Here is a 22,622-nt window from a genome sequence, read left to right as displayed (position 1 = left end):
TTACCATTACTCAAGAATTCTTATGCCGCCTCTCCATTTTGTAGGTTCGATAAGATAATGTCCTTTTTTCCTTTCCATCTCAGGATAGGTTTGTATCTCTTCAACAGTGTATTTCAACGATGTTTCATCGTTGTACCGTTCCCTCAACTCATCCCAGGGGATGATGTGTGCTTTTCTGGATTTTCCAGCACCCATTCTTAATTCTACCGCGAGATAGCCTGTACGCCCCGACCTTCTCAGAAAGTCAGATATGCGGACTATCTGGTGAGCACCCTTTTTATCAACTGTGAAATGCTGGGTAAAATAAAGTGCGTTTGCACCCTTTTCAACCGAAATGCTCTTGCATTCTATGCCCAGGTAGTAATCCGGGTTAAGGGAATCCACCAGTACATCCAGGAACTGCGGCGTGAATCGGTGCTGTTTGAGCCTATGTGCGATCCCCCTTACATCAGCATCTTCAAAAAAAGCATTGAAAGATAGTACAAGTTCCCTCTCGAATTCTGTCATGTGTTTACCATTGAATTTTGTGTTTAGATATTGTTGTCCTCTCTTATATTCCTTCTTCCACCGGCGTTACATTGATGTATCAGGCTTATAATGTAGGTACAATGAACAAAAAGACAATGGAAATCTTGCTGGCTATTGGTTCGGTCGTTGTATTCGTAGTGCTTCTTATAATGGTTCACGCAACGGGTATGGAGCCACAAGGATATGGTTTTTTAGGAGCTTTAGTGCTATTCGTACTGACAGTATCCCTTGCAGGCATTAAATTGACAAATATAGAGTAAGACATTTCAAAATCGCTGATCACGCAGTTGTTTCAATAGTAGCCATCCCAACTATTGAATAGGACCAGGTCTTATTTTAGATATAGAACAGGCACTTGCCACCGTTCGAGGTCACGTGAACTGGTAGTCCAGATATTTGATGAATGATCAGCAAACATAATAAATGTAAAAAGTGTGGGGAGAGGTCGGTATAAATACCGACCTTCTTCTTAGGGATTTCGTTTTTTCGTTTTTCAAGTGCAGTAAATTACTGCTTCATCAGGAATTCAATGAAATCCGGGCTAAGCCTGGTTTCTCTGACCATCTTCTCATTGATCTCTTCTTCAGAGAGACCTTCGTCGCGGTACTCCTTTATTCGATCATAGACGCCCTGAGATACTTCGGAATATTCGTTGATATCCTTTCTGTGGCCCCATACATCGCCTTCGAGAAGGTTTATGTCCTGCATTTCAAGATACATCTTTGCAGACTTGGAGATAGTCTTCTTGTATGAACTTGGAATGTGAAGTGCTTTGACACTTGGACATTTTTTAACAAGCTCGAAGATATCCGTGTTTGATGGTCTGAATGCAAGGTGGACGATCTCTTCGTTTTCGCTTAACGTCTTAATCTCTTCTTTTGAACTTACGACTCTAATCTTCATTATTTGACCCTTCCTGTTTTTCGATTGTGCCGTGATTATTTTAAGCATTATGTAAAAATTTGCATATACAACACATCTATTTGTATATACACAACCTCTTCTATATAAAGATTATCAGTGTTGTTTGTAAAAAATTACCAGATGGAAATAAGATTCATACTTAAGGGAATTCGGCAGTTTTAAGATATATTGTACCATTAATGCCAGCATAAGTTCAGAAGATGCATATTTGACAGAACGTTTCAGGAGACCAGACCATGAAAAGCACGACAATTGGTAATGTATCAATAGAATGGCTAGGCCATGCCGGATTCATATTGCGCGGGCAGAAAACAGTGATATACATTGATCCATATGCAGTTCCAGATGAGATAGGTCCTGAAGATGAAGCTGACATCATACTTCTGACACACGAACATTTCGATCATTGTGACCCAGCTTCCATACGGGCGGTCCGCGGAAGTATGACAACGACATTGATCCCGGAAAAGATGTCATTAGAGTTCAAAGGCGATGCACGCAGGATCATTGAAGGAGATGAACTCACAGGAGATCTGGCAATAAAGGGAGTGAATATAGAGGTAGTGCCTTCCTACAATCTGAATAAACCAAACCATCCCCGAGGAGAAGGCGTAGGTTATATAGTCGAACTTGAAGACATAAGGATATATCATGCCGGCGATTCAGACCTGATCCCCGAAATGGCCGAGATACATGCAGATGTGGTCCTTCTGCCCATAAGTGCAGATTTCACAATGAGTGAAGAAGAGGCAGCAGAAGCGGCCATAACCATAGGACCAAAGGTCGCAATTCCCATGCATTATGGCCTTGTTGAAGGTACTGATGCAGACCCACAGAAGTTCAAAGAGCTCATCAATGCAAAGGATCCTAACATCGAAGTTATAATTCTTTAAAATGATCATGCGTATACACAATAGGTAATATGTACATGTCCCGAATGAAAAAGAAGCAAAAAAATATTATAAAAGATGTGGCAACTGAGAGGATCGAACGCCTGTTCAAACTGGCAGCCGAGGAATACAGCTCCAACCCTGAAAGAAGCGACAGATATGTACAGCTGGCAAGACGTATCGGCATGAAATATCGATTGCGATTCCCACCTTCCCTGAAACGTAAAATGTGCAGAGGATGCAGCTCATACCTTGTCCCCGGAAGTAGCTCAAGAGTAAGACTTCATGGAAGGTACATGACCATAACATGCCTTAAGTGCGGACAAGAAGTGAGGATACCATACCATTTAAAAAAATAAGCTGTTCAGATCCCGGCAACCAGGTTCAGCAGTTTAACAATAAGATATACTCCAACGAGCATTCCAATTCCCATTATTGCGAAGATAAGGATGTTCCTGAGTACTTCGTTCTTTTCAGAACCTGCACGTATTCCGAATGCACCACAGGTACCACCTGAACAACCGCCACAACCATCCGACTTGTGGCCCTTTTTTTCCACAGGCACTTCATTGAGCACAGGGATTATCAGTTTACCATCGACCATTATCTAAGCCTACCATTCCTTTTTCGATCATAATTAAAAAAAGCATAGTCAACAAAAGATATAAAAGGACGACGAGAGGGGGATTCGAACCCCCGAGGTGCCGGGCACCACAGGATTAGCAATCCTGCGCCATACCGGGCTTGGCTATCTCGTCATTAAGAGTTATTTTCACGCCAATGCGATTCCATAAAGGCAATAGCATTATATAACGCTTTTCGTTAGAAGTGCAAAGTGGCGGGCATACCGCGAGTTGCTGAACATCACAGACCCAAATGATCTGTGATCTCTCCTCCACCCCGCAGCCCTCCAAGCGACAAATGTCAATGGTAGGTCTGCTCCCTTCCGGGCCTCGACTGGTTCCCACTGCAAAGATAGGTGAACCAATTCTCCAATTGGTCCTCCTACCAACATCATCCAAGCAGGACGGGGCTTCTACGTTGAGATCACAGGTTTGAATCTGATCAAAACAACTTCTTTTGGCTTCGTCTCCCGCATATCGGCGATTTCGGGTTACAGGTAACGCCGGCCTACCCAGACTAGCCCGCCACGCATAGTTATGCTTTACAGGTAATAAAAGTATTCCTATCACGCATGCAACAATGGAAGAACAACTGTACGAATATAGTTATACGATGTAGTAGTAAACTGTATATGGTGAGAAAATGGAAGAATTAATGGGTTTTGTTACCGGAAACAAGAACAGACAGAAATTATTGGCCTTACTCGAATCCAGAGGACAGTTGGAAGGAGCACGCATCGCTAAGAACATGCATATTGCAAAAATATCTGCGGATAAGATACTCGAAGAACTCACCGCAAAAGAGCTTATAGTTGAGGAAAGTGGAGTTTACAAACTCACAGAACTTGGCACAACGGTTGCAAGGACCGTACTTTCAATATAAAATGAAAGTAGTATTATGCTACTTTTATACCTTTTTTACTTATCCTGCCATTCAAGGCAACACATCACACTGAAGCTTGATGCCAGTGTCAGAGATCGTGTATTCCCGCATGATCAGACCATGGCGAGAACCTTTGGATTTCAGTATCCTCAGATACCTTTTGAACTCATTGGAACAGAGTATCTGCGTAAGGGTTATCACAGTGTCCATGATAAATGATGCATCATTGCTCATGATTCTGCCCGTCTGCGGGTCCAGTTCTGTTGTGAAAACTGAGGATACGCCCATACTGTTGAGATAATTTGTAAGGCTAAGCAGGTATCCACGAAGTTTTATATCATCAGGGAATGTGATCTCCAGATTGACAAGGCCGTCCAGAACAATACGCGTAATACCAAGTTCATCTATGAGTTCCTTTAGTCTTATTGCATGTTCCGCAGGATGAATTTCCTCAGGATTGGAATGAATGAACCGTAATTGCCCGGAATCGACATACTTTTGCATATCCCAGCTGAACTTTGCCGCTTCCCTGATGATCTGTTCCGGCCTTTCACCATAGGATACGATTACCCCATTCTCACCATTAATGAGACCTTCCATCATGAAATTCCATGCGAAGACCGACTTACCCGAGCCAGGCTCACCTGCAACGAGCATACTGCTACCTGCAATTATGCCCCCGTAGAGCATAAGATCGAGATTTTCAATCCCAGACCTTATCTTTGTTTCAGCTACCCCATCAACTTTAGAACTTACCAGGCGGGGATAGACGACGAACCCTTCAGAACTTACATCATAACTGTAATCCCTGGCAGTGCTTACCCCCCTCTTTTGGAGATCGAGTCCCAGCATCTTAATAACTCTCATTTTATGTGCAGTATGATAACCGGAATTCTCTTTTGACAGGTAAATGATACCATCGGTAAGATGACTAACCACAGACCCATGTATCTGTTCTTCCAGAAGTTCAGCTGTCAGCAGCACAAGAGCATTCGATTCCTTGAGCATGGAGTCAAGCGTATAGAAAAAGCGCCTTCTTTCCTGTTCAACGAAACCAAATCCCATAGGAGTTATAGGATCAATGACGATGCGATCAGGATTTTCTGAGGTTATAACATTCCCCATTTCGATCAACATGCTCAGTGGATCCTTTTCAGCAGCCTGTCTACTTAATGGATGGATACTGACATTCTCGAAGAGGAACGGGAAAACAGACTGCAATTTCTCGAATCTTTCAGATGTCTCTGTTGTAAGCGGTATGTACAGCACTTTCTCTCCGTTCTTTGCGGCATTTGAAAGCATCTGAAGTGCCATTGTGGTCTTACCGACCCCAGCTGTACCGGCAACAAGGATAGTCGAAGGGGTTCTAAACCCACCAAGTATCTCATCAAGTCCCTCAATACAACACGGTAAATTCTGAAGTTCGGACATTATAATTTTCTATATGCATAAGGATTACTTATACTTTCTCGAGTCCAGCACACCCGCGTCGCCACCAATACTGCCAGTAACACTATATATTGCAAAAACTTCTCACTGATCGGACCCATTGAATGGTCCTGTTACAAGCTTTCCGCTCCTTTCCATCAGAACCTCTACCTTCTTCTCGGAATCCTCGATCTTCTGATTACAAAGCAGTGCCAGTTTCATACCTTTCTCAAAGGTCTCAATACTTTCATCAAGTGTAAGCTGCCCTCTTTCAAGCTGATCCACTAGACGTTCTAGCTCCTCCAGAGATGCTTCGAAGGTCTGTTCTTTTTCTGTCGCCTCTTTTTCAGACTTGGTCTTCTTTGTATTTCCCATATTATCACCCTTCGTAATGCAGGTATTTCTTCCTGTCACGGATTATATTTTCAACCTTACACTCAAATATCCCGTCATTGACAATAACATCCAATTGCGCATTCTCCTTCAGCTCGCTGACACTTGAGATAGATACCTTCCTTTCAGGATCTAACGCTATACTATACCCCCTTATGATCGTGTTCAGGGGACTTACCGCATTGAGCCTAGACGAATGGAATTTAAGTTCGAACGCTTTATCCTCCAGGGCCCTCCCCATGGAAGAGGTCAGTTTCATGGTAAGCTCATCCAGATACTGAGAGTCCTGCATCAGCATATCCATTATATGTTGCGGCTCCAGTTTATTCCGGACATTTTCCAGCCGACCTTTCCCTTCTGAAATAACATGCCCCACCTTATTCTCTAATCGGGAGGACAATGTTGCAAGATGCCTTTTTACCTCTTTCTTATCCGGCACTACAAGTTCTGCCGCAGCAGAGGGGGTCGGAGCACGCATATCAGCAGTAAAATCAGCAATGGTAAAATCCGTTTCATGCCCCACAGCGGAAACTATCGGTTTTTTGGAATTGAAAATGGCCCTTGCGACCACCTCTTCATTGAAAGCCCACATATCTTCAAGGGAACCGCCACCCCTCCCCACAATTATAACGTCAACATCCGTCTGGTTAAGCAGTTCAATTGACCTGACAATACTTTCCGCAGACCTCTCCCCCTGAACAATGGTAGGGCTTAATAAGATATTGACCGGATACCTACGGCCGATAACATTCAGAATATCGTGTATCGCAGCTCCCGTGGGAGAAGTTACAACCCCGACCCTCAGAGGATATTCAGGTATTGGTATTTTGTGAACATCACTGAAGATACCTTCTTTCTCAAGCTTGTTCTTAAGCTGCTCATAAGCCTTGTATAGCTCGCCCACACCATCGGGACGAATGTCCTGAACATAGAGTTGATACTGCCCGCGTACCACATACACATCCACTGAACCGAATACCAGTACCTTCATGGAGGATTCCAGCTCGAACCGGAGAGTCCGGTTCACAGACTTGAAGCTGACACAACTTATCTGACTTTTTCCATCCTTGACAGTAAAATAATAATGACCCGAACTATGCTTTGTAAGATTGGAGATCTCCCCCTGCACCCAGATCTGATTAAGTTTAGGATTGTTCGACAGAGTGTTCTTGATGAGGTTGTTCAGTTCTGTAACAGTATATGCGGGCATTGTTCAAGTCTCCATCATGACGTACGATTATGTCTTTTTCCTATTAGTATATAGAGCGAGTAGGTTGAAAGTAATTTAAGTATGGATACGTAAGTAAATTATTCATAGGCATCATAGACATAAAGTCCCAGCTTGTAAAAATGCAACGACATCTTTTATTAGGTATGAAAGGATAAATCATTTTAATGTCTGCTACAAATGGATCAACTTTTCTATCCAGGCTGGATAAAACGGGAACTGACATTCTCAAATGCATGCATTGTGGCGTTTGTACCGGCAGTTGTCCGTCTGGAAGGCATACGAGTCTGAATGTAAGGAATTTGCTCAGGAAGGCTCGCAAAGGTGAATCTGTGCTTTCTGATGAGACACTTTGGACATGTACAACATGTTATAATTGTCAGGAACGTTGCCCGAGGGGAATTAATATTGTTGATGCAATTTTTGAGATACGTGCGATAGCAGTACATGAAGGGATCATCCTCCCGGAACATCACACCGTGGGCAAACTATTGATCGAACACGGGCATGCGGTGCCCATAAATGCTGAGAACAAAGCAAAGAGAGAAGCACTTGGGATGGATGCTTTGCCACCCACAGTACACAGTTTCCCGGATGCATTGAGTGAAGTTAGGAAATTGCTTGCCAACTGTAAATTCGATGAGTTGATATCAAATGAGTGAATCTGCAAGGAAGGAACACGAAATGAACAAAATGTCGCTGTTTCTCGGGTGTGTGATCCCTAATCGATACCCAGGTATTGAAAAAAGCACAAAGCTATGCCTTGAGAAATTGGATATCGATTGTGTCGATCTTGAAGGGGCTTCATGTTGTCCGGCACCGGGAATTCTTCGGTCGTTCGATAAGACCACATGGCTTGCCCTGTCCAGCAGGAATATTACATTGACCGAAGATCTTGGACGGGACATACTTACTATCTGTAATGGATGTTATGGGTCCCTTTCCGATGCGAATAATGAATTGAAAGCTGACGAGGACCTAAAGGAAAGTGTTAATTCTCACCTTGCAGCCGTAGACAGGGAATTTAAAGGTACACAGGATATTCGCCATATTACAGAGTTCTTATATCAGGAAATAGAGCCCGGGAATATACGTGAACTTGTCACACAACCTCTGGAGATCAGGGTTGCTGTGCATTATGGCTGCCACCTGCTGAAGCCTTCAAAGGAGAGGACAGGTATGAGTGTGGAAAGGCCTTCTTTCTTTGATGAACTTGTTGAGGCCACAGGTGCAGTGAGCGTGGATTATCAGGATAAGATGGAATGTTGTGGTGCTGGTGGAGGTGTCAGGTCTGCTTTGAGTGATGAAGCCCTTGCCCTCACAGAACATAAATTGTCAATGATAGAAGCAGCAGGTGTTGATTGTATTGTCAATGCATGCCCGTTCTGCCACATGCAGCTTGATGTAGGACAAACTGACCTTAATGAAAGAGATGGTACAGAGCATTCAATACCAGTCTTGCATTACACACAATTGTTAGGGCTTGCTTTTGGATATACCGTAGAGGAACTGGGCATTGACCTCAATTCGACATTGAACAAAGCTTTTTTTGAGATGATCGAGGAGCGACCTTAATTCTCACTTTTTTACATGCATGCTGCTCTTGAACAAAGCATGTGAGGTTTTAAAAAATCAGAAGCTGCTTGTTTAGATCAGCTTGTTGATTGAGTTGTTCTCATCCATGATATCAAGACCGAATGTCTGTAGGCTAATGAATATTGAGACTTCCGTTCCGAATTTTATTTTTCTGCTATGTCAATTATCTCCCGAATAACAATAGGCCAAGTAACAGTATAATTGCAAGACATATCATAATGACAAAAATGAGTGTCGGAAAATTTTTTTGATCCATAAAGCGTAATTTGAACCTACCGTATAAATAAAATGCCACTCCATTCACTATTTTTCTAAAGAAAATAATTTATGCAGGAATAATTCCTTTTGGAGTTTTACAACTCTTATGAACCAGAAGAGGAAACCAAAATACAGATCTGGAAATTAGAAATAAGTTAATGAAAAAAAGAAAATGAAAAGCTGGTTGTTTAGACCAGCTTGTTGATTGGGTGGTTCTCATCCATGATCTCAAGACCGAGTTCTTTTGCGGTCTCAGCAAGGATGATATCTACCATTGCGGTTGCAGGGTAGACTGTGTCAGTGTTCTCGATAGGACCGAACAGCTGGAAGTTGGAACCGAGTGTCTGTGGGACAAGGTTCGTTCCGATATCTGCTGGCATGTAAACTGCCTTGCGCTGTTCCTTTGTTTCGAAGCCCTTCTTGTAATCCTTCATCCAGTCCCATGCAGAAGCAAGGTTGTGGTATCCGCCACCTACAGGGAGTCCGAAGTGACCCTTTACAGCGATTACTGCTCTCATGGATGCACCAGCGCCTGCTCCGAGTGGAGTTGCAGCTACATCAACGAGTGGTTTTGTGATGCCACAGTCCTTTGCGATGTCGAGCATACCCATGGTCTGACCTGGACCACCGGTCTCAAGAACCTCAAGCTTTCCTTTTACGGTTGGGTCTGTTGCGTTGAACGCAAGGACGATTGAAGCATTGATATCACTCTTTCTGATAGCTTCGATCTCATCGTCGTGGATACTACCGTTGATAGAGTTGTAGATAGCCCTGTCAGCTACACCGATCTCTGTAACGTATTCTGCTGCTGTAGCACGTACTTCTCCTGCGGATGAGTCGATAAGGAAAGGTGTCTTGTCATCTTCTGCAACGAACCAATCGATGTATTTCTTGATAGCCTGTGGCGTTTCACCGACGATCTGGTTAACACATGGGTTACCTGTTACATCGGTCATCTCAAGCATGTGGTTCCAGAGATTGTCTGCTGCTTCCTTGTCGAAAACTCCCTCATCTTCATCGGTCACGATCTTGTGCCTGTTGTAGAACATTGAACCGATCAGAATTGTTGGGTACTGACCCGGCTGACCGCCGAACTTGACGCCGCCAACCTCGAATACTTCCTGTTTCTTGTCAAATTTAAACATGTTATTACCTCTTATCAGATGAGTATAGGAGAGAGTGAAATGTAGATCAAGAATATCAATATACCAGCTATTGCTCCGTACATTATGCCTATATCCCTACCTAATTTCTTTCCGATCCTCTGTGCGATCTCACTGTTTACGAATTCGATCTTCTCGTCGATCAAATTGAGCTTCTCAAGAACCTCATTGAAATCTGCAGGGTCTGTTACAACACTTGGTGTTGTGTTCTTTGCGTCGCTCATATTACACCACCTACCTGCCAGATGATCAATGGGAGTATCAGTACCATAACAACTGCGAATGCAAAACCGACAATAAAGCCGGTTGCAGCTGTCGCGTTAACTCCGGAGTCGAGCTTCTGGTTCCTTGCGATAAGCTGAGCCCTGTATCGAATTCTATCGACAACGTTTTCAATGGCACCCATCTGTGGGCTGATTACCATTGGGACTCCCTGTCCAGATTCTATTTCTTCTGCCATGTCAATTACCTCCCGAATAACAATAGGCCAAGTAGTGACAGCGTGATTGCAAGACCGATCATTATACCTTCGACCTTACCTGCGTGTACACCTGCATGATACTTGTTCCAGTTACCGGCAATGACCATTTCCCTGTCAATATCAAGGATCCGGTTCCTGATCGTTGCGATCTCAGCTGCCATTGGCTTAAGTCCGCCGGCCTCTTCCTCGGCTTCGCCGTCACCTTCGCCGACTTCTAAGACCATAGGATCAACATCAAGTGCTCCAGGGTCCTTTGCCACACATTCTTTGATCTTTGCAACGATCTGCCCCATATCCTCGGTACCGATCATGTCGATCATTTCAACCTGCTGCTGAAGTCTTTCGACCGCTTCATCAGTGAGGTTCTCGACATAAGGAATAGCACCTGTTGCACCCACAATACGGTTATCACTTACACCGTTCTTGTGGACCATCATGAACGCTTCACCGGTAATGTGTCCTTTGACTTCGGAACCGGTAATGATCACGAATCTGATGTTAGGATTTCCAATGATCTGTGCAACGACCTTCTCAAGACCGAGGTTCTCTGTTTTACATGGACCTGTAATTGCAGCCCCTGCTTCAAGTTGTGGGGCGCCAGGTATGTGTGATCCACAGGTGATAACAGCAACGCAGTTCTTTACGTCCCCTACCTCGTATTCACCTTTTAGGGTTGGCCAGTCTACTGCTGGTTCTCTCTTATCTACCATATTATAGACCTCCGATCAAACTGAGGATGTATAGTGTCAATGCTATCATACCTGAGAAGACAAGACCGACTACAACACCATAGAAAGTGTTACCGAAGAAACCTGCTTTTAATGCTGTGTCTTCCCTTCCGGGGAAGGCATTCAAAAGCTTCATGTCAGGTGAAAGTGAATTGACCAGATCATCAGCGATCTTATCAAGTTCATTGACCTGTTCCATGATCGGATCCATTGAGTAACAGATGATGTCCTCACGTTCTGCTGCCAGAACTGATGTAAGTGGGTCTAATACAAGATGTGCTTCTGGTGCTACGTGTACCATGCTCATTCTAATTCCTCCTCAGTAGGCAGAAGACCGGTTCCAAGAACCTTATACGCGTCTCTGTTAACGAGTTTGACAAACTTACTGAATGCAATGTACCATATGAAAACACCGATCAGTATAGATGGAACAGCAGATGCGCCATCTGCGACGGTTGCTACGATACCTGCAACGACCATTGCGATCGCACCTTTCTCAACAGCGGTCATCAATGTCCTATCCTGAGTTTCATCAGGACCAAGGTTCGCATTGAATGGATGGAGAATTGCCATACCACCAGCGATGAAGATCACTGCGATATATCCGGTTGCAACAACGGTTTCCAGTACTGCATCGAACATGAAGGTACCTGTCATTGCGACACTAAGGCCGATGATGGTAAGTGCACCTGCACCAGCGATCTCTGTCATGGACTGTTCCATAATAGGAATGCCCATTCCAAGGACCTTGTTAGCGAGTACACCAATGACAAATCCGATAATTGCTGCCGTAATAAATGCTACGATAGGTCCGGCAATGCCGCCGACTGCAAGTCCGAACATGGATGCAACAACACCCATACCAAGTGCCATCATACCAATGGATGGAACACCGGTACCAAGACCGTAACTTGCTACACGCCTGACAGCTGCACTTCCCCAAACGATCGCACAGATAGCGCCAAGTGCACCAATGAATGCGAATGCGGGTGATGCAACGGAAAGGAAATGACCTCCGTATGCTCCTGCGAGACCTCCGAGAGCTCCCAGAGCGATCAACTTATTCTGTGGAATGCCACCTGTGGCTTCTCCACCAGCTCCTCCTGCGGACATATTAGAGACCTCCGATTGTGAGTATACCAACGAAAGCACACATCAATGTTGCTACAAAGGATGCAAGAACTGCCTTTGGCCATTTCTTGAACTTAGGGTCGTGGAAACCTTCGATGGTTCCTCCAATGTTGTATGAAGGAATTACTGCGTTCACGAAAAAGATACCTACAGCGAAAATACTTGCAAGTGCTACAAGGTCACTCTGGCTGAGACCAGTACTGGTGCTCATGAGAGCGAAGTAGATAACTGACCCGCCAATGCCACCAAGAGCACCGCCGATAACACCACTCACATATGAGACGGTTGGAAGTCCGTGTCCCTCAGTACCCTGTGAAACGTAGATGTCCTGCCTGTCCTTTGTGATAGGGTCATAGTCCACTTTTGCGGATGCTGGTGGTACACCAACACCATATACGTAGACCCATGTTCCCACGATCATTGTTACAGAGATCATGATCATTGCTCCGACTCCACCGGATGCAGCAACAAGTGGTAAACTGTCAGATACTGACATAACGGCTCCTGCGGTCACAAGTCCTGTGAGACCTGCTCCAGCAGCCAGTTGTACAGTACCGGTACCAATACCGGTTGCCTGTGCCATAGCTGCAGGTGCTCCACCTACAGGCACGAAGTGAACACTCCATGAAATAAGCATACCGCCAATGGTCACCATTGCGATGTATAAAATGTTCTCTGCGATAATTCCTGCTACATCTATCATGCAGCGACCTCCTCTTCTTCCTTGTAAGGACCAAATGCCTTACGTGCTGCTACTTCGATCTTTCTGTTCCAGATGATCATAAGTAACACTAAAATAACTCCTGCTGCAACTGAAAGCCATCCCATTGTGAGACTGGTAGCAGGGTTAAAAACAGCTGTTACCCAACCGCTTAAGAAAACGGTCATACCGAATGCAAGACCGGTTACTGGGCCTCCGAACTTTGCACAGAACCATGAATTGTCGATACCATTACGAAGACCAGATTCTGCTTTCCTTACAATATTACCGGAATTTGCAGCATTGAGACCTGATCCGAACTCAACGTTCTGGAATTCACGCTCTGCACCATAATGAACATCACCAGTGGATGAACCGATAGCTCCGACGGTGATCCCCCAAATGAACGCAAGAAGCGTAAGTGGGAAAGGATGTGCAAGAACGGCCACCATAATGTATGATACAACAAGGATACAGAATGTTGTAATGAATGCATATCCCATCATCACTGGCGTATGTGATCTGAGAATATCAAGATAGATCGGTTGTCTGAAACGTTTTTGACTTGCGGTACGGCCCATGTAAGCCGTAATACAATATGTTCCGTGTACTGCGGTAGCAACAAGTGCACCAATAGCGATAGCAAAGATCACAGACAGACTTGCGGTCATCAATACAGATGCCACGGTTCCGCCAATAGCACAGATCAGTGCATTCGATGGTGGTTCACCAGAAATTGCTTTGTTGTAGATCCTATGTGGATACATCATCTGGGGTGCTAGCTGTACTTGTGAATTAGGGTTACTCTGAGATCCGACATCAGATTCGAGATCCTCAGTTGTGCCAGCAATAGTTGCGGCAGCGCCCATAAGTGCTAGAACACCCATGCCCATGAGTGGTTCCATTTATTTTCCTCCTTCGTAGTTCTAAATCAATAATATAAGTGCGAATAACTATCTTCGATATTTTAGCCACATATTACGTAAATATGGCATAGACTAACGTAAGATGGACAGCATTATCTAAAATCATTCATAAACCTTTCGGAACTTTTCTGTAAAAAAAGGGTTCTGCGAGAATTATTCTCATTCTCGACTGTCGAACCTTAAGATATAAATATCAGGACGTGGTCGTTTGCCGCTTCCTCTGGCAAAATCCATGTAACAATTGCTACAAAGCATACGTGCATTGATAGATGCAATTTCAGAGGTCCCAGGAATAAGACGGACAAAAAGGAAAGATGGGTCGATCTCAAGGGATGTGACCGTTTCAGTAAAGTATTTGAGGATATGCTCTTCGAAGACCTCCAGATCATCCAGTTGGAGTCCACGCGTGTTTATTGTGATACCACCACATCCACAAGGAAGAGCAAAGGCATCCATCTCGATCAGAAAGACAGGTATACCCAAAAGTTCCCGAAGTTTGTTCTCCAATGCTCCACGTGCTTTCAGCATATCTTGTGTAATAGTCATGTTCTATCTCCTGATGATCCCAATGGTACCATACAACGTCCGTCCTCATCCTGGGAATATACCCGAATGATCTTCTCAGCAAGGCGCTTACAATATCCACACTTGTGGCAGACCTTGTCGCATCTTTTCCATTGCTCTATGGCCCCGCTCAGCTCACTGTTCGGGATAAAGAAATGGTCCTTCAGGTCCTTTATGCTATCCAAAAGGTCCATAAGATTGCCTTCATAGCTCTCATTAGCGTAAGCATCTACGGCATTAAGGATCCAGTTGACGAACTGCGTCCTGCCACCGATCTTGAATGTGTCCGTGATATGGCGATATTCCTTAAGGTCCTCCGGCCTTATCCAGGGGGACTTTATGAGCTGTTGCGGGTCATTGATCCTCAAGGACAGGCACTTGAAGTAGTAATAATCATCAAGCACGTTCGGCTTTGGCCCCGGACCATTGGCATGTGAGAAGAAATTGAAGTGTGCATACCTGAAAGGGCACTGATACAAACATGCCTCGTTTACAAGAAGCTTAAGATCGCATGATACTGCGTCCCTTATCGATTCGAGTTTATCGAATTGCCTGTTCACTGCAGGATCAATGACTATAGTAGTCGCTCCAAGTTGTTCATAGAACTCGGCCTTCTGCGGAGAATCCACAAAAGAGAGTACCGAGACCACCACATCCATATCATAATCCTTTGCGAGCATTTCCACAAAAAGGGGATCTGCGACAGTGATCGAATCTATCCCGATGCCGTTCAACTTATCGAAATACCAATCGATGGTTCGGTAACCTTCCGGCGTAAGTTGCTGTCCACCCATGCAGGAACTGTTAAGGATTATCTCCATTTTCACGCCCTTATCATGTGCGTACTCTGTCTGTATAGCGATCTCCTCGAGCTTCGGCGCACTCAGGTTGGTCCTGCCAGTGCCAATATAATCGGGAGACCCTGCCATATAGACAGCATAGATATCATCAGATCCTGAAAGCAGGTCTTCAAGTCCTTCAAGATGACCTACATGGGGTACATACAGCTTCATTGAAACCATCTTATCGTGTAAATTTAGATAAGGATTTTGGTTTGTCACCTCAGACCAAAATAGTTATTAAAGGCTATTTTCGTTCTAATCAATATGATAATAGGTGCATCTTCCTTTGCAGGCGGTCTTAAAGAGCTGGACCAACATGTCCGATCTGTGGAACTCTATATGCCAAAACTTGGAGTATATGAAGGGAAGGAACTTCAGAAAGACAGGCTGGACCAGATCCTCGACGAACTGTCCACATGCGATCTTGATACATCCATGCATGCACATTATTTTGCAGACGTTCCAACATATCCAAAGGGCCTTGTGGTTGATACTGCATCCATGGAACCCATGCACTTCAAGCTGATGGAAGAATGCATATCACTTGCAGGAAAGCTCGATACGAAAGCAGTTGTCGTTCATCCCGGCAGAGTTGGCGATGACAGACAAAGGTCCCTTGGCAGGATGACAACCAATCTGAAAAGACTTGCAGCTTTTGCATCAGAGAACAATGTCATGTTAGGACTCGAGAATAAAGAGGCAACCGACCCCGGCAATCTCTGTTGTGAAGCAGAGGAACTGCTCAAAGTGGTCAATGAAGTGGATTCTACGAACCTTGGGGTGACATTTGACATAGGACACGCGAACCTGACCTGCGGCGGAGACCACGATAAATTGAACGAGTTCATCAGGACAGTATCAGAACAAGTGATACATGTGCATCTGCATGACAATTACGGAAAATGGACCCCTAATTACGATGGAGATGAGCACATGGCACCCGGAACCGGTACGATCGATTATTCAGTGCTTAATTCGCTTAAAGGTTACAAAGGGATATTCAATCTTGAGGTTTTTTCCATCGAAGATGTCCTTGCGGGAAAAGAGATGATCAGAGAACATATCAGCCTTTGATCAACATTTTTCATTATAAACGGAATTCCGGAGGAACGACCAGAACAAGTATTGGAGAAAGTTGAAGGACCTTCAGTGTCACAGAACCCATTATCTGTTTTATTCCAGTGTGACCCCGGGTACCTATAACGATCCTGTCGACATTGTGCTTTTTTGCAGTCTTTACGATCATTTCTGCGGCATGGCCATCAACTATCTCCGAGATGATGCTCTGTTCTTTACACCCTCTTTTGAGAAGTTCTTCCCTTACGCTATTGATCACATGCTCAGCACCGTTCTCACGCCAGGTTTTCCTACCAAGCCCCTTGTCTTCGACCACATGAACGATTATGACCTCAGAATCGTGTTTGCTTGCGATCTGACCTGCAACCATTGCAGCGTTTTCCGAATATCCTGACCCGTCAGTGGGAAGTAATATTTTCATATAATTTTTGGTTACTTTTTAAGTGTATTAAAGTTATTGGAGATCGACCTTTAGCAAATTTATTCTATATTTATTCAGGAATTGATCAAACGCGACAAAAACAAAGACAAAAATAGAACATCATAATAAAAATAGAGGAAAGAGGAGCTTTTATCCCCCCTCATCCCCTCTGAACTGTTTCGAGATGAGCTGCCACAATATTATCCAGCTCCATTACAACATTTCCATTAGAGATGGTATAAGGAATGTTCTCTTTCGGATATGCTACACATGATCCCTGTATCCCTTCTCCGTTATTAGCATCAAAAGTCGTTCTGCATGAATCACAGACAAGCACATCCTTGTCAAGGGAAAAACCAATTGAACCACATGGTGGACAAACGTTCGATCGGACTATTATGTCGTCACCTAACTTATAGGCCATAACTGCGATCTCACCTGTATCGGCATTTACCTTGAAATGAGTGTTCACATTCTCCTCGATCGCCTGGACAGGGATCGTAACAATATTGCCCGATACTTCCGGATCTATCCACGTTGCTGCAATAGGTTTAACGACAGATCCCGCAACAGGTTCAACAGCAGTTTCTGCCTGTGCATTATTTTCAAGACATCCAGGTACAAACGCAACCGCGATCATTATCAACAGTATGGTCCCTATTAATTTTGAATTCATTTTATATCATTCCTTTATTTTTCCGTCTTGTAAGTTGATGATCCTGTCCGACATTCTGGCAAGGTCGTGATTGTGCGTTATCATGACCACTGTCATATCGTCCTTCAGAGAATTGAGAAGGGAGATTATCCTCTCCCCTGTTCCTTTATCCAGTGCTCCTGTGGGTTCATCCGCAAGCAGTATCTTTGGACTCATGACCAATGCCCTTGCGATAGCGACCCTTTGTTGTTCCCCCCCACTGAGCTCAGATGGTTTATGGTCCAGACGATGGGAAAGCTCCACTCTTTCAAGAGCATCAAGGGCTGCACTATGACCCCTATCCCCTGCAAAAACAAGAGGCAAGGCAACATTCTCATATGCGGTAAGAGAGGGGATCAGATGGAATTGCTGGAACACAAAACCCACAGTCCTACGCCTATAATCGACCATCTCTTTCCGGGATATCGTAGTAATATCATCCCCGTCTATGAGAATGGACCCTTCAGTGGGCCTGTCCAACATGCCGATCAGGTTCATCAGGGTAGTTTTACCGGACCCGGATTGCCCCATGATGGACACAAATTCCCCATTTTCAATGTCCATATCGATGCCATGCAGTACCTCGACATCATTGGGACCTATTTTGTAGCTCTTTTTCAAACCACTTGCATGGATAAGTCCATTAGACACTCCTTAACACCTCCGCAGGATCGATATTCAATGCCCGCTTTGCCGGGATTATGGATGCGACAATTCCCACCATCACAGCCATACCGGATACCAGAGGCAGAAGTTCCCACATTGGGAAAGGTTCAGCAAAGCCCAGTAAGGGGGCAATTATGTAGGACAGTAAAGTTCCGGTCCCGAAGCCAATGCTGCCTCCGATCGTTCCTATCAACGCCCCTTCAAGGAACAACATTGATATGACCTGATGATCGCTTGCGCCAATTGCACGCATGATACCTATCTCCCTTATCTTTTCGTTCACAGATGCAAGCATGGTAGAAGCAACGGTAAGGGTACTCACAAGCAGAGTTATGATCGAGATAGCCATTGCAGAAGTTTGAGTATGCTTGATCATGGCCATCTCACTCTGAACGATCTGACTCATTGCCCTGGCCTCCACATCCGGCAGGGCGCCTTCTATCTGGAGGCTCATTTCGGACACCGGACAGTCATTACAAAGAGCACGAACATCAATGCTGCTGACCTTTCCTTTTTTATCGAGAAGGGTCTGAGAAACAGAAAGAGGCATTATTATGTAGCCGTCTTCCTCCCCACCCGTGCTATCAACAATACCCACCACTTCAAGGTCCATGTCAACACCATTCCCTTCAAGGGTGATCATCGAGCCAGTATCCAGACCCAGTGGTCTTGCTATGTCCGAGCCAAGCATCACTTCCGTCCCATTGGGATTGGATAGCCATTCCCCATTCACGTTCCACCACGACCTGAGATCTTGTTCCTGTTCCACATCAACCCCCATTACTATGACATTTTCGTGTCCAAGTCCTGCAACTCCATACAAACGAGGTGCCACCACCCCTAGATTCGCACTGTTCTCGATATCGTATATTCCGGGAATATCAGATTCTAATATGTAGTTATTACCAGTGGATATCGAACCGAGAGATGTCGAACCTGCTAACAAGGGTATTGAGTCTGTCTGCGGCCTTACGATGATATTAGCACCGAAGTTGTTCGACTCTTCGTAAAGGCTATCATTTGCAGCAGAAAACGTTGTAACAACCGCAACCATAGCGGATGCTGCAACAATGATCCCCAGGACTGCGATCGCAAGTTTAGTTCTCCTGCGGAAAACATCTTTTAACACAACAGAATATAAGCGCATAAAATGTAATTGAAAAGGTAAGTACATCAATGCAAGTTACGCGGTAAATATGGCCCCTAAGTGAAGCCATCACATTTGAGGGGAACTATATGCAAGAAGGTTTCGTGATGCATACTTGGGGTCATAAAAGAGGTAAAGGATTACTTTGAGTATCAATTTTTGACATTCCTCCAAAAAATAAAAATATATAAGTATTACTTTCACCTCACTAGAAAGGTTAATATTAAATAGCGTTGCAATTAGAAATTGTAGAAAGAGGCAAGTATTAAATATCATGAGAGGGGGTGTGATTCAAATGTCAGAGGATCGTATAGGTCAATCTCGCAAAGATTTTCTTCGCGAAATGTTTTCGGGTATTCCAGATATAAAAGGAAGGACGAAACTGCAAAAGATTGTATTTTTAGGGCAAGAGGAATTGGGACTAGATAAACAATTTGATTATGATGAATATCACTATGGTCCATATTCTCAAGAATTGACCGACACTCTTGACGAAATGGTATTTGAAGGCGACATCATTGAAGACTGTGAAACTCATGGAGAGTACATAACTTATTGTTATAGGTTATCCGACTCTGCGGTCAGTTCTGAATCTAAGCAAATTCCAAGTTCTACGATGATGAAATTAGCGAAATTAGCAAAACTTCCAAGAGCAAGAATCATTGATTATGTCTACCGAAAGTATCTCCCCCACCGTACTCCCAGCTGAAAACGGTTTCGAATTTATTTTATCTCATAATTCTATCATTGAAGATACATCTATTCGTAATTTATTCATGAAGTTGGAAGATGACTTATCCCTTCGTCAATTTTTTATCGATTCTACATATGCAGATCTATTGAAAAAATGCAATGGAAAAGATATGGATTTGTTTCATTTGTTAGATTTTGTAAGAAAATCAAAAATTATACCTGTTTCGTTGCCTGGTACAAGTGACTCCCCATTTTTTAATTATATTGCAATGTTAGCTAACAAAGCAAATAATCTATTCACAACTGAACTTGAAAGAGAATTGAGTCACGTTTGTGAAAAAGCTGAAAGAATTGGTGTCCTTTCACTTTCATCATAGATTGATAGTATCGATGACAAAAGTAACGGAATAACTTTTGATGCGATCACATGTCCTGATAAATGCGATGCTATTGAGCATTTCAAACCATGTGAAGTAACTCCAAAAATCTGTTTTTATAGCATTTCAGATAAATTTAATGAATTGTGGATGAAAAAAGAAAACAGTGGTTTATTTCTAGAACTCTGGCTATATCATTCACTAAAGACTAAATTTCAAGAAACTGAGTTGATAGGAATTCACCATGGGGTAAGTGTTTCAAAAGATTATCAGAGTCAAGTGGACAGTGTAGATGATTTGTTGAGAGACTCTGAAATAAATACAGGGAGTACCATTACCGAAGTGGATGTCCTTATAACCAAGAATAATGAACCTTACTGTATTATCGAATGCAAATGTAAAGATAAAGGAAACGTGGGGATGCCAGACGTTTTGAAATTAAAAGGCACAATGAGTTTACTTGGTGTCGAAAAGGGAATACTATTTACAAAGAACTTTCGGCAAGATTTGGGGGATAGCCAAGTGTTTGAAAATATATATGTGATCCAGGATGTCCTTATAATGGAAAATATTTTGGATCAAGTCTTTGACATAATTTCATCAAATAACTAATTTTGATTCATTTTCCCGACTTATCGATGTGTTCCATTTCCTCAAATACTTCTGGATATCGAGATCTCAACGCAGCTGTCACTCCCTTTCGTAAGGTGGGGGATGAAAGGAGTACTATCCGCATACAACATTATTTTACAAAACATTGATATATTGTTAAAACATATGTTATATTGATGCTTAAAGCCTATAAATACCGACTGTACCCCACGGAATCTCAAAATGAGATTATTGTAAAACATATTGGTGCATGTAGGTTTACGTATAATTGGGCACTAGAGCAGAAGAACAAAGCGTATGAAGTTGATAAAGAACACTTATCGAGATTTGAATTACAGCATCGACTTGTTCATGACCTAAAACCAAACAATGAATGGTTAAAAGAGGTCAATTCTCAATCATTACTAAATACACTCATCAATCTCGAATCTGCTTTCACTCGTTTTTTCAGGGAGAAAAAAGGCTTCCCAAATTTCAAGTCAAGAAAAAATCCCGTACAATCATTCCAGATACCACAACATTATTCAGTGGATTTTGAAACTAATACAATCAAACTTCCAAAAATAAAGCAACCAATAAAAGCAAAGTTGCATAGGAAATTTGAAGGTAAATTAAAAACCGCTACATTATCCAGAACTCCTACTGGAAAATACTACATCAGTATTCTTGTGGATGATGGGAAAAAACTTCCAAATACACAAACTTTCGATGATGAGACGACGTTGGGAATAGATGTTGGACTTACTCACTTCGCCATACTTTCCAATGGTGAAAAGATTGACAATCCTAAACATCTTAAAAACAGCATTGATAGAATGAAAATCTTACAAAAACGGATGAGTAAGAAACAAAAAGGTTCAAATAACAGAAATAGATCGAGACATACCGTGGCAAAAATTCACGAAAAAATACGAAATCAGAGAATGGATTTTCTGCACAAAACTACTTCTAAACTTATAAGCGAGAACCAAGCAATTTCAATAGAATCCTTGAATGTTTCAGGTATGTTAAAAAATCATTGTCTTGCACAAGCAATCAGTGATGTTTCATGGAGTGAGTTTTTCCGACAACTCGAATATAAAGCAGATTGGCACGGGAAAACATTATTGAAGATAGGTCAGTTTGAACCATCTTCTAAATTATGTAATGTATGTGGTTTCCACAGCGGTAAAATGACTTTGAAAGATAGAGATTGGAGATGTCCTGAATGTAATACAGAGCATGACAGGGACATCAATGCTGCAATCAATATCAAGAAGTTTGCGCTTCAAAATCAAAATTTACTAAACATTTGAATCACCTTCGGAACGGGGGGAAGAGCCTGTGGACTTGTGAACGATAGTTCAAAGAATGAAGCAGGAAGCCTCATGCGTAAGCATGGGGTAGTTCACAGTAGAAGAAGTATGACCAGCTGCAAATGATCATTTCCTTAAAAGAAGGAACGTTTGGCAGGTGGTGCTATGAAAAACGATGCATTTTTGCTCCAAAAGAATGTACAGGACCTAAGAAATAAGTTAGCTGTATGTGAAGCGTTTCCAGAAGGCATCCCAATCGATCTCTTGCATGGTTTTAAGAAGCGTCATAAGCCATACAAAAGCGACCATGGGATTCATTGAACCCCTTACAAAATAATTGGGAAAACTCTTCTG

Annotated in this window: 32 protein-coding genes, 1 tRNA gene and 1 other RNA gene; 12 read left to right on the top strand and 22 right to left on the bottom strand. The window is 43.2% G+C overall.

The window, feature by feature from the left end; translation table 11 throughout:
* Window positions 1–6: 6 nt before the first annotated feature.
* Window positions 7–507 carry a hypothetical protein gene (locus PBV53_RS04920; protein ID WP_270096059.1) on the bottom strand — a complete coding sequence of 167 codons (501 nt, stop codon included), beginning with the start codon at window positions 505–507 and terminating at the stop codon, window positions 7–9.
* Window positions 508–608: 101 nt separating this feature from the next.
* Here PBV53_RS04920 and PBV53_RS04915 point away from each other — a divergent pair, with 101 nt between their 5' ends.
* A complete protein-coding gene (locus tag PBV53_RS04915) occupies window positions 609–788 on the top strand; it encodes a hypothetical protein (RefSeq protein WP_250867821.1) in 180 nt (59 codons plus the stop codon).
* A gap of 247 nt (window positions 789–1,035) precedes the next feature.
* Here the strand turns inward: PBV53_RS04915 and PBV53_RS04910 are convergent, their stop codons facing one another.
* Window positions 1,036–1,431 (bottom strand): DUF1699 family protein, encoded by a 396-nt coding sequence (locus PBV53_RS04910; protein WP_172368232.1) that lies wholly within the window; start codon window positions 1,429–1,431, stop codon window positions 1,036–1,038.
* A gap of 257 nt (window positions 1,432–1,688) precedes the next feature.
* Here PBV53_RS04910 and PBV53_RS04905 point away from each other — a divergent pair, with 257 nt between their 5' ends.
* A complete protein-coding gene (locus PBV53_RS04905) occupies window positions 1,689–2,345 on the top strand; it encodes an MBL fold metallo-hydrolase (protein WP_270096058.1) in 657 nt (218 codons plus the stop codon).
* Between the two features lie 35 nt (window positions 2,346–2,380).
* Window positions 2,381–2,701 (top strand): ribonuclease P protein component 4, encoded by a 321-nt coding sequence (locus PBV53_RS04900; RefSeq protein ID WP_270096057.1) that lies wholly within the window; start codon window positions 2,381–2,383, stop codon window positions 2,699–2,701.
* Window positions 2,702–2,706: 5 nt separating this feature from the next.
* Here PBV53_RS04900 and PBV53_RS04895 read toward each other — a convergent pair whose 3' ends face one another.
* The 3 genes from PBV53_RS04895 to ffs form a co-directional block, all read right to left on the bottom strand.
* Window positions 2,707–2,946 carry a hypothetical protein gene (locus tag PBV53_RS04895; protein ID WP_270096056.1) on the bottom strand — a complete coding sequence of 80 codons (240 nt, stop codon included), beginning with the start codon at window positions 2,944–2,946 and terminating at the stop codon, window positions 2,707–2,709.
* A gap of 69 nt (window positions 2,947–3,015) precedes the next feature.
* Window positions 3,016–3,100, bottom strand: a tRNA-Ser gene (locus PBV53_RS04890).
* Window positions 3,101–3,178: 78 nt separating this feature from the next.
* Window positions 3,179–3,493, bottom strand: an RNA gene (ffs, locus tag PBV53_RS04885) — signal recognition particle sRNA.
* 115 nt (window positions 3,494–3,608) lie between these two features.
* On the opposite strand from ffs, the gene PBV53_RS04880 reads away from it, so the two are divergent.
* On the top strand, window positions 3,609–3,848 hold the full coding sequence (locus PBV53_RS04880) for a transcriptional regulator (protein ID WP_270096055.1): 240 nt from the start codon (window positions 3,609–3,611) through the stop codon (window positions 3,846–3,848).
* Between the two features lie 51 nt (window positions 3,849–3,899).
* Here PBV53_RS04880 and PBV53_RS04875 read toward each other — a convergent pair whose 3' ends face one another.
* The 3 genes from PBV53_RS04875 to xseA all read right to left on the bottom strand — a co-directional run bounded on the left by PBV53_RS04875 (window position 3,900) and on the right by xseA (window position 6,879).
* A complete protein-coding gene (locus tag PBV53_RS04875; protein ID WP_270096054.1) occupies window positions 3,900–5,279 on the bottom strand; it encodes an ATPase domain-containing protein in 1,380 nt (459 codons plus the stop codon).
* A gap of 102 nt (window positions 5,280–5,381) precedes the next feature.
* Window positions 5,382–5,651 (bottom strand): exodeoxyribonuclease VII small subunit, encoded by a 270-nt coding sequence (locus tag PBV53_RS04870; RefSeq protein ID WP_270096053.1) that lies wholly within the window; start codon window positions 5,649–5,651, stop codon window positions 5,382–5,384.
* A gap of 4 nt (window positions 5,652–5,655) precedes the next feature.
* Window positions 5,656–6,879 (bottom strand): exodeoxyribonuclease VII large subunit, encoded by a 1,224-nt coding sequence (gene xseA, locus PBV53_RS04865; protein WP_270096052.1) that lies wholly within the window; start codon window positions 6,877–6,879, stop codon window positions 5,656–5,658.
* Between the two features lie 185 nt (window positions 6,880–7,064).
* Here xseA and hdrC point away from each other — a divergent pair, with 185 nt between their 5' ends.
* Window positions 7,065–7,559, top strand: coding sequence for a CoB--CoM heterodisulfide reductase subunit C (gene hdrC / locus PBV53_RS04860; protein WP_270096051.1), 495 nt, complete (start codon window positions 7,065–7,067; stop codon window positions 7,557–7,559).
* A 22-nt stretch (window positions 7,560–7,581) separates the two neighbouring features.
* Window positions 7,582–8,472 carry a CoB--CoM heterodisulfide reductase subunit B gene (hdrB, locus tag PBV53_RS04855; RefSeq protein WP_270096657.1) on the top strand — a complete coding sequence of 297 codons (891 nt, stop codon included), beginning with the start codon at window positions 7,582–7,584 and terminating at the stop codon, window positions 8,470–8,472.
* Window positions 8,473–8,939: 467 nt separating this feature from the next.
* Here hdrB and mtrH read toward each other — a convergent pair whose 3' ends face one another.
* The 10 genes from mtrH to PBV53_RS04805 all read right to left on the bottom strand — a co-directional run bounded on the left by mtrH (window position 8,940) and on the right by PBV53_RS04805 (window position 15,457).
* Window positions 8,940–9,896 carry a tetrahydromethanopterin S-methyltransferase subunit H gene (mtrH, locus tag PBV53_RS04850; RefSeq protein WP_270096050.1) on the bottom strand — a complete coding sequence of 319 codons (957 nt, stop codon included), beginning with the start codon at window positions 9,894–9,896 and terminating at the stop codon, window positions 8,940–8,942.
* Between the two features lie 14 nt (window positions 9,897–9,910).
* Window positions 9,911–10,138: a tetrahydromethanopterin S-methyltransferase subunit MtrG gene (gene mtrG / locus PBV53_RS04845; RefSeq protein WP_250867832.1), complete on the bottom strand. Its 228-nt coding sequence runs from the start codon at window positions 10,136–10,138 to the stop codon at window positions 9,911–9,913.
* Window positions 10,135–10,374 (bottom strand): tetrahydromethanopterin S-methyltransferase subunit F, encoded by a 240-nt coding sequence (locus PBV53_RS04840; protein ID WP_270096049.1) that lies wholly within the window; start codon window positions 10,372–10,374, stop codon window positions 10,135–10,137. The genes mtrG and PBV53_RS04840 overlap by 4 nt, the downstream gene beginning before the upstream one ends.
* A 5-nt stretch (window positions 10,375–10,379) precedes the next feature.
* Window positions 10,380–11,105, bottom strand: a complete 726-nt coding sequence (gene mtrA, locus PBV53_RS04835) for a tetrahydromethanopterin S-methyltransferase subunit A (protein ID WP_270096048.1) — start codon at window positions 11,103–11,105, stop codon at window positions 10,380–10,382.
* A gap of 1 nt (window position 11,106) precedes the next feature.
* Entirely contained in the window at window positions 11,107–11,430 is a 324-nt protein-coding gene (locus tag PBV53_RS04830) for a tetrahydromethanopterin S-methyltransferase subunit B (protein ID WP_270096047.1), read from the bottom strand.
* The gene (gene mtrC / locus PBV53_RS04825) at window positions 11,427–12,236 is read right to left on the bottom strand and encodes a tetrahydromethanopterin S-methyltransferase subunit MtrC (RefSeq protein ID WP_270096046.1); all 810 of its coding nucleotides are present in this window, start codon (window positions 12,234–12,236) and stop codon (window positions 11,427–11,429) included. The genes PBV53_RS04830 and mtrC overlap by 4 nt, the downstream gene beginning before the upstream one ends.
* 1 nt (window position 12,237) lies before the next feature.
* A complete protein-coding gene (gene mtrD, locus PBV53_RS04820; protein WP_270096045.1) occupies window positions 12,238–12,957 on the bottom strand; it encodes a tetrahydromethanopterin S-methyltransferase subunit D in 720 nt (239 codons plus the stop codon).
* A complete protein-coding gene (mtrE, locus tag PBV53_RS04815; protein ID WP_250867837.1) occupies window positions 12,954–13,859 on the bottom strand; it encodes a tetrahydromethanopterin S-methyltransferase subunit E in 906 nt (301 codons plus the stop codon). The genes mtrD and mtrE overlap by 4 nt, the downstream gene beginning before the upstream one ends.
* A 180-nt stretch (window positions 13,860–14,039) precedes the next feature.
* Entirely contained in the window at window positions 14,040–14,426 is a 387-nt protein-coding gene (locus PBV53_RS04810; RefSeq protein WP_270096044.1) for a DUF5402 family protein, read from the bottom strand.
* Window positions 14,423–15,457, bottom strand: coding sequence for a peptidase U32 family protein (locus tag PBV53_RS04805; protein ID WP_270096043.1), 1,035 nt, complete (start codon window positions 15,455–15,457; stop codon window positions 14,423–14,425). Before PBV53_RS04805 ends, PBV53_RS04810 begins: the two co-directional genes overlap by 4 nt.
* 93 nt (window positions 15,458–15,550) lie before the next feature.
* Here PBV53_RS04805 and PBV53_RS04800 point away from each other — a divergent pair, with 93 nt between their 5' ends.
* The gene (locus PBV53_RS04800; RefSeq protein ID WP_270096042.1) at window positions 15,551–16,360 is read left to right on the top strand and encodes a sugar phosphate isomerase/epimerase family protein; all 810 of its coding nucleotides are present in this window, start codon (window positions 15,551–15,553) and stop codon (window positions 16,358–16,360) included.
* 13 nt (window positions 16,361–16,373) lie between these two features.
* On the opposite strand, the gene PBV53_RS04795 is transcribed toward PBV53_RS04800, so the two are convergent.
* From PBV53_RS04795 to PBV53_RS04780, 4 genes are all read right to left on the bottom strand, one after another.
* Entirely contained in the window at window positions 16,374–16,784 is a 411-nt protein-coding gene (locus PBV53_RS04795; protein ID WP_270096041.1) for a universal stress protein, read from the bottom strand.
* Between the two features lie 160 nt (window positions 16,785–16,944).
* On the bottom strand, window positions 16,945–17,460 hold the full coding sequence (locus PBV53_RS04790) for a Fe-S-containing protein (protein ID WP_270096040.1): 516 nt from the start codon (window positions 17,458–17,460) through the stop codon (window positions 16,945–16,947).
* A gap of 6 nt (window positions 17,461–17,466) precedes the next feature.
* A complete protein-coding gene (locus tag PBV53_RS04785; protein ID WP_270096039.1) occupies window positions 17,467–18,129 on the bottom strand; it encodes an ABC transporter ATP-binding protein in 663 nt (220 codons plus the stop codon).
* On the bottom strand, window positions 18,122–19,291 hold the full coding sequence (locus PBV53_RS04780) for an ABC transporter permease (RefSeq protein ID WP_270096038.1): 1,170 nt from the start codon (window positions 19,289–19,291) through the stop codon (window positions 18,122–18,124). Before PBV53_RS04780 ends, PBV53_RS04785 begins: the two co-directional genes overlap by 8 nt.
* A gap of 295 nt (window positions 19,292–19,586) precedes the next feature.
* On the opposite strand from PBV53_RS04780, the gene PBV53_RS04775 reads away from it, so the two are divergent.
* The 5 genes from PBV53_RS04775 to PBV53_RS04755 all read left to right on the top strand — a co-directional run bounded on the left by PBV53_RS04775 (window position 19,587) and on the right by PBV53_RS04755 (window position 22,589).
* Window positions 19,587–20,000 (top strand): hypothetical protein, encoded by a 414-nt coding sequence (locus PBV53_RS04775; RefSeq protein ID WP_270096037.1) that lies wholly within the window; start codon window positions 19,587–19,589, stop codon window positions 19,998–20,000.
* A 67-nt stretch (window positions 20,001–20,067) separates the two neighbouring features.
* Window positions 20,068–20,361: a hypothetical protein gene (locus PBV53_RS04770; protein ID WP_270096036.1), complete on the top strand. Its 294-nt coding sequence runs from the start codon at window positions 20,068–20,070 to the stop codon at window positions 20,359–20,361.
* 150 nt (window positions 20,362–20,511) lie between these two features.
* Window positions 20,512–20,973 carry a restriction endonuclease gene (locus PBV53_RS04765; RefSeq protein WP_270096035.1) on the top strand — a complete coding sequence of 154 codons (462 nt, stop codon included), beginning with the start codon at window positions 20,512–20,514 and terminating at the stop codon, window positions 20,971–20,973.
* Between the two features lie 176 nt (window positions 20,974–21,149).
* A complete protein-coding gene (gene tnpB, locus PBV53_RS04760) occupies window positions 21,150–22,268 on the top strand; it encodes an IS200/IS605 family element RNA-guided endonuclease TnpB (RefSeq protein ID WP_270096034.1) in 1,119 nt (372 codons plus the stop codon).
* Window positions 22,269–22,433: 165 nt separating this feature from the next.
* Window positions 22,434–22,589, top strand: a complete 156-nt coding sequence (locus tag PBV53_RS04755; protein ID WP_270096033.1) for a hypothetical protein — start codon at window positions 22,434–22,436, stop codon at window positions 22,587–22,589.
* Window positions 22,590–22,622: the final 33 nt, after the last annotated feature.

This window comes from Methanococcoides alaskense (assembly GCF_027594145.1).
Lineage (GTDB): Archaea > Halobacteriota > Methanosarcinia > Methanosarcinales > Methanosarcinaceae > Methanococcoides > Methanococcoides alaskense.
The sequence above is the reverse complement of the archived record's forward strand: the minus strand, read 5'-3'. Positions and strand labels throughout refer to the sequence as shown.

Coding starts and splice junctions, on each gene's coding strand:
- hdrC (WP_270096051.1), top strand. CDS start 7,065: ATGTCTGCTACAAATGGATCAACTTTTCTATCCAGGCTGGATAAAACG.
- PBV53_RS04780 (WP_270096038.1), bottom strand. CDS start 19,291: ATGCGCTTATATTCTGTTGTGTTAAAAGATGTTTTCCGCAGGAGAACT.
- mtrD (WP_270096045.1), bottom strand. CDS start 12,957: ATGATAGATGTAGCAGGAATTATCGCAGAGAACATTTTATACATCGCA.
- mtrA (WP_270096048.1), bottom strand. CDS start 11,105: ATGGTAGATAAGAGAGAACCAGCAGTAGACTGGCCAACCCTAAAAGGT.
- PBV53_RS04810 (WP_270096044.1), bottom strand. CDS start 14,426: ATGACTATTACACAAGATATGCTGAAAGCACGTGGAGCATTGGAGAAC.
- mtrE (WP_250867837.1), bottom strand. CDS start 13,859: ATGGAACCACTCATGGGCATGGGTGTTCTAGCACTTATGGGCGCTGCC.
- hdrB (WP_270096657.1), top strand. CDS start 7,582: ATGAACAAAATGTCGCTGTTTCTCGGGTGTGTGATCCCTAATCGATAC.
- PBV53_RS04795 (WP_270096041.1), bottom strand. CDS start 16,784: ATGAAAATATTACTTCCCACTGACGGGTCAGGATATTCGGAAAACGCT.
- mtrC (WP_270096046.1), bottom strand. CDS start 12,236: ATGTCCGCAGGAGGAGCTGGTGGAGAAGCCACAGGTGGCATTCCACAG.
- PBV53_RS04775 (WP_270096037.1), top strand. CDS start 19,587: ATGTCAGAGGATCGTATAGGTCAATCTCGCAAAGATTTTCTTCGCGAA.
- PBV53_RS04875 (WP_270096054.1), bottom strand. CDS start 5,279: ATGTCCGAACTTCAGAATTTACCGTGTTGTATTGAGGGACTTGATGAG.
- PBV53_RS04770 (WP_270096036.1), top strand. CDS start 20,068: ATGAAGTTGGAAGATGACTTATCCCTTCGTCAATTTTTTATCGATTCT.
- mtrG (WP_250867832.1), bottom strand. CDS start 10,138: ATGAGCGACGCAAAGAACACAACACCAAGTGTTGTAACAGACCCTGCA.
- PBV53_RS04900 (WP_270096057.1), top strand. CDS start 2,381: ATGTCCCGAATGAAAAAGAAGCAAAAAAATATTATAAAAGATGTGGCA.
- PBV53_RS04880 (WP_270096055.1), top strand. CDS start 3,609: ATGGAAGAATTAATGGGTTTTGTTACCGGAAACAAGAACAGACAGAAA.
- PBV53_RS04790 (WP_270096040.1), bottom strand. CDS start 17,460: ATGAATTCAAAATTAATAGGGACCATACTGTTGATAATGATCGCGGTT.
- PBV53_RS04910 (WP_172368232.1), bottom strand. CDS start 1,431: ATGAAGATTAGAGTCGTAAGTTCAAAAGAAGAGATTAAGACGTTAAGC.
- PBV53_RS04905 (WP_270096058.1), top strand. CDS start 1,689: ATGAAAAGCACGACAATTGGTAATGTATCAATAGAATGGCTAGGCCAT.
- PBV53_RS04920 (WP_270096059.1), bottom strand. CDS start 507: ATGACAGAATTCGAGAGGGAACTTGTACTATCTTTCAATGCTTTTTTT.
- PBV53_RS04830 (WP_270096047.1), bottom strand. CDS start 11,430: ATGAGCATGGTACACGTAGCACCAGAAGCACATCTTGTATTAGACCCA.
- mtrH (WP_270096050.1), bottom strand. CDS start 9,896: ATGTTTAAATTTGACAAGAAACAGGAAGTATTCGAGGTTGGCGGCGTC.
- PBV53_RS04805 (WP_270096043.1), bottom strand. CDS start 15,457: ATGAAGCTGTATGTACCCCATGTAGGTCATCTTGAAGGACTTGAAGAC.
- PBV53_RS04755 (WP_270096033.1), top strand. CDS start 22,434: ATGAAAAACGATGCATTTTTGCTCCAAAAGAATGTACAGGACCTAAGA.
- PBV53_RS04870 (WP_270096053.1), bottom strand. CDS start 5,651: ATGGGAAATACAAAGAAGACCAAGTCTGAAAAAGAGGCGACAGAAAAA.
- PBV53_RS04915 (WP_250867821.1), top strand. CDS start 609: ATGAACAAAAAGACAATGGAAATCTTGCTGGCTATTGGTTCGGTCGTT.
- PBV53_RS04800 (WP_270096042.1), top strand. CDS start 15,551: ATGATAATAGGTGCATCTTCCTTTGCAGGCGGTCTTAAAGAGCTGGAC.
- PBV53_RS04840 (WP_270096049.1), bottom strand. CDS start 10,374: ATGGCAGAAGAAATAGAATCTGGACAGGGAGTCCCAATGGTAATCAGC.
- tnpB (WP_270096034.1), top strand. CDS start 21,150: ATGCTTAAAGCCTATAAATACCGACTGTACCCCACGGAATCTCAAAAT.
- PBV53_RS04765 (WP_270096035.1), top strand. CDS start 20,512: ATGAAAAAAGAAAACAGTGGTTTATTTCTAGAACTCTGGCTATATCAT.
- PBV53_RS04895 (WP_270096056.1), bottom strand. CDS start 2,946: ATGGTCGATGGTAAACTGATAATCCCTGTGCTCAATGAAGTGCCTGTG.
- xseA (WP_270096052.1), bottom strand. CDS start 6,879: ATGCCCGCATATACTGTTACAGAACTGAACAACCTCATCAAGAACACT.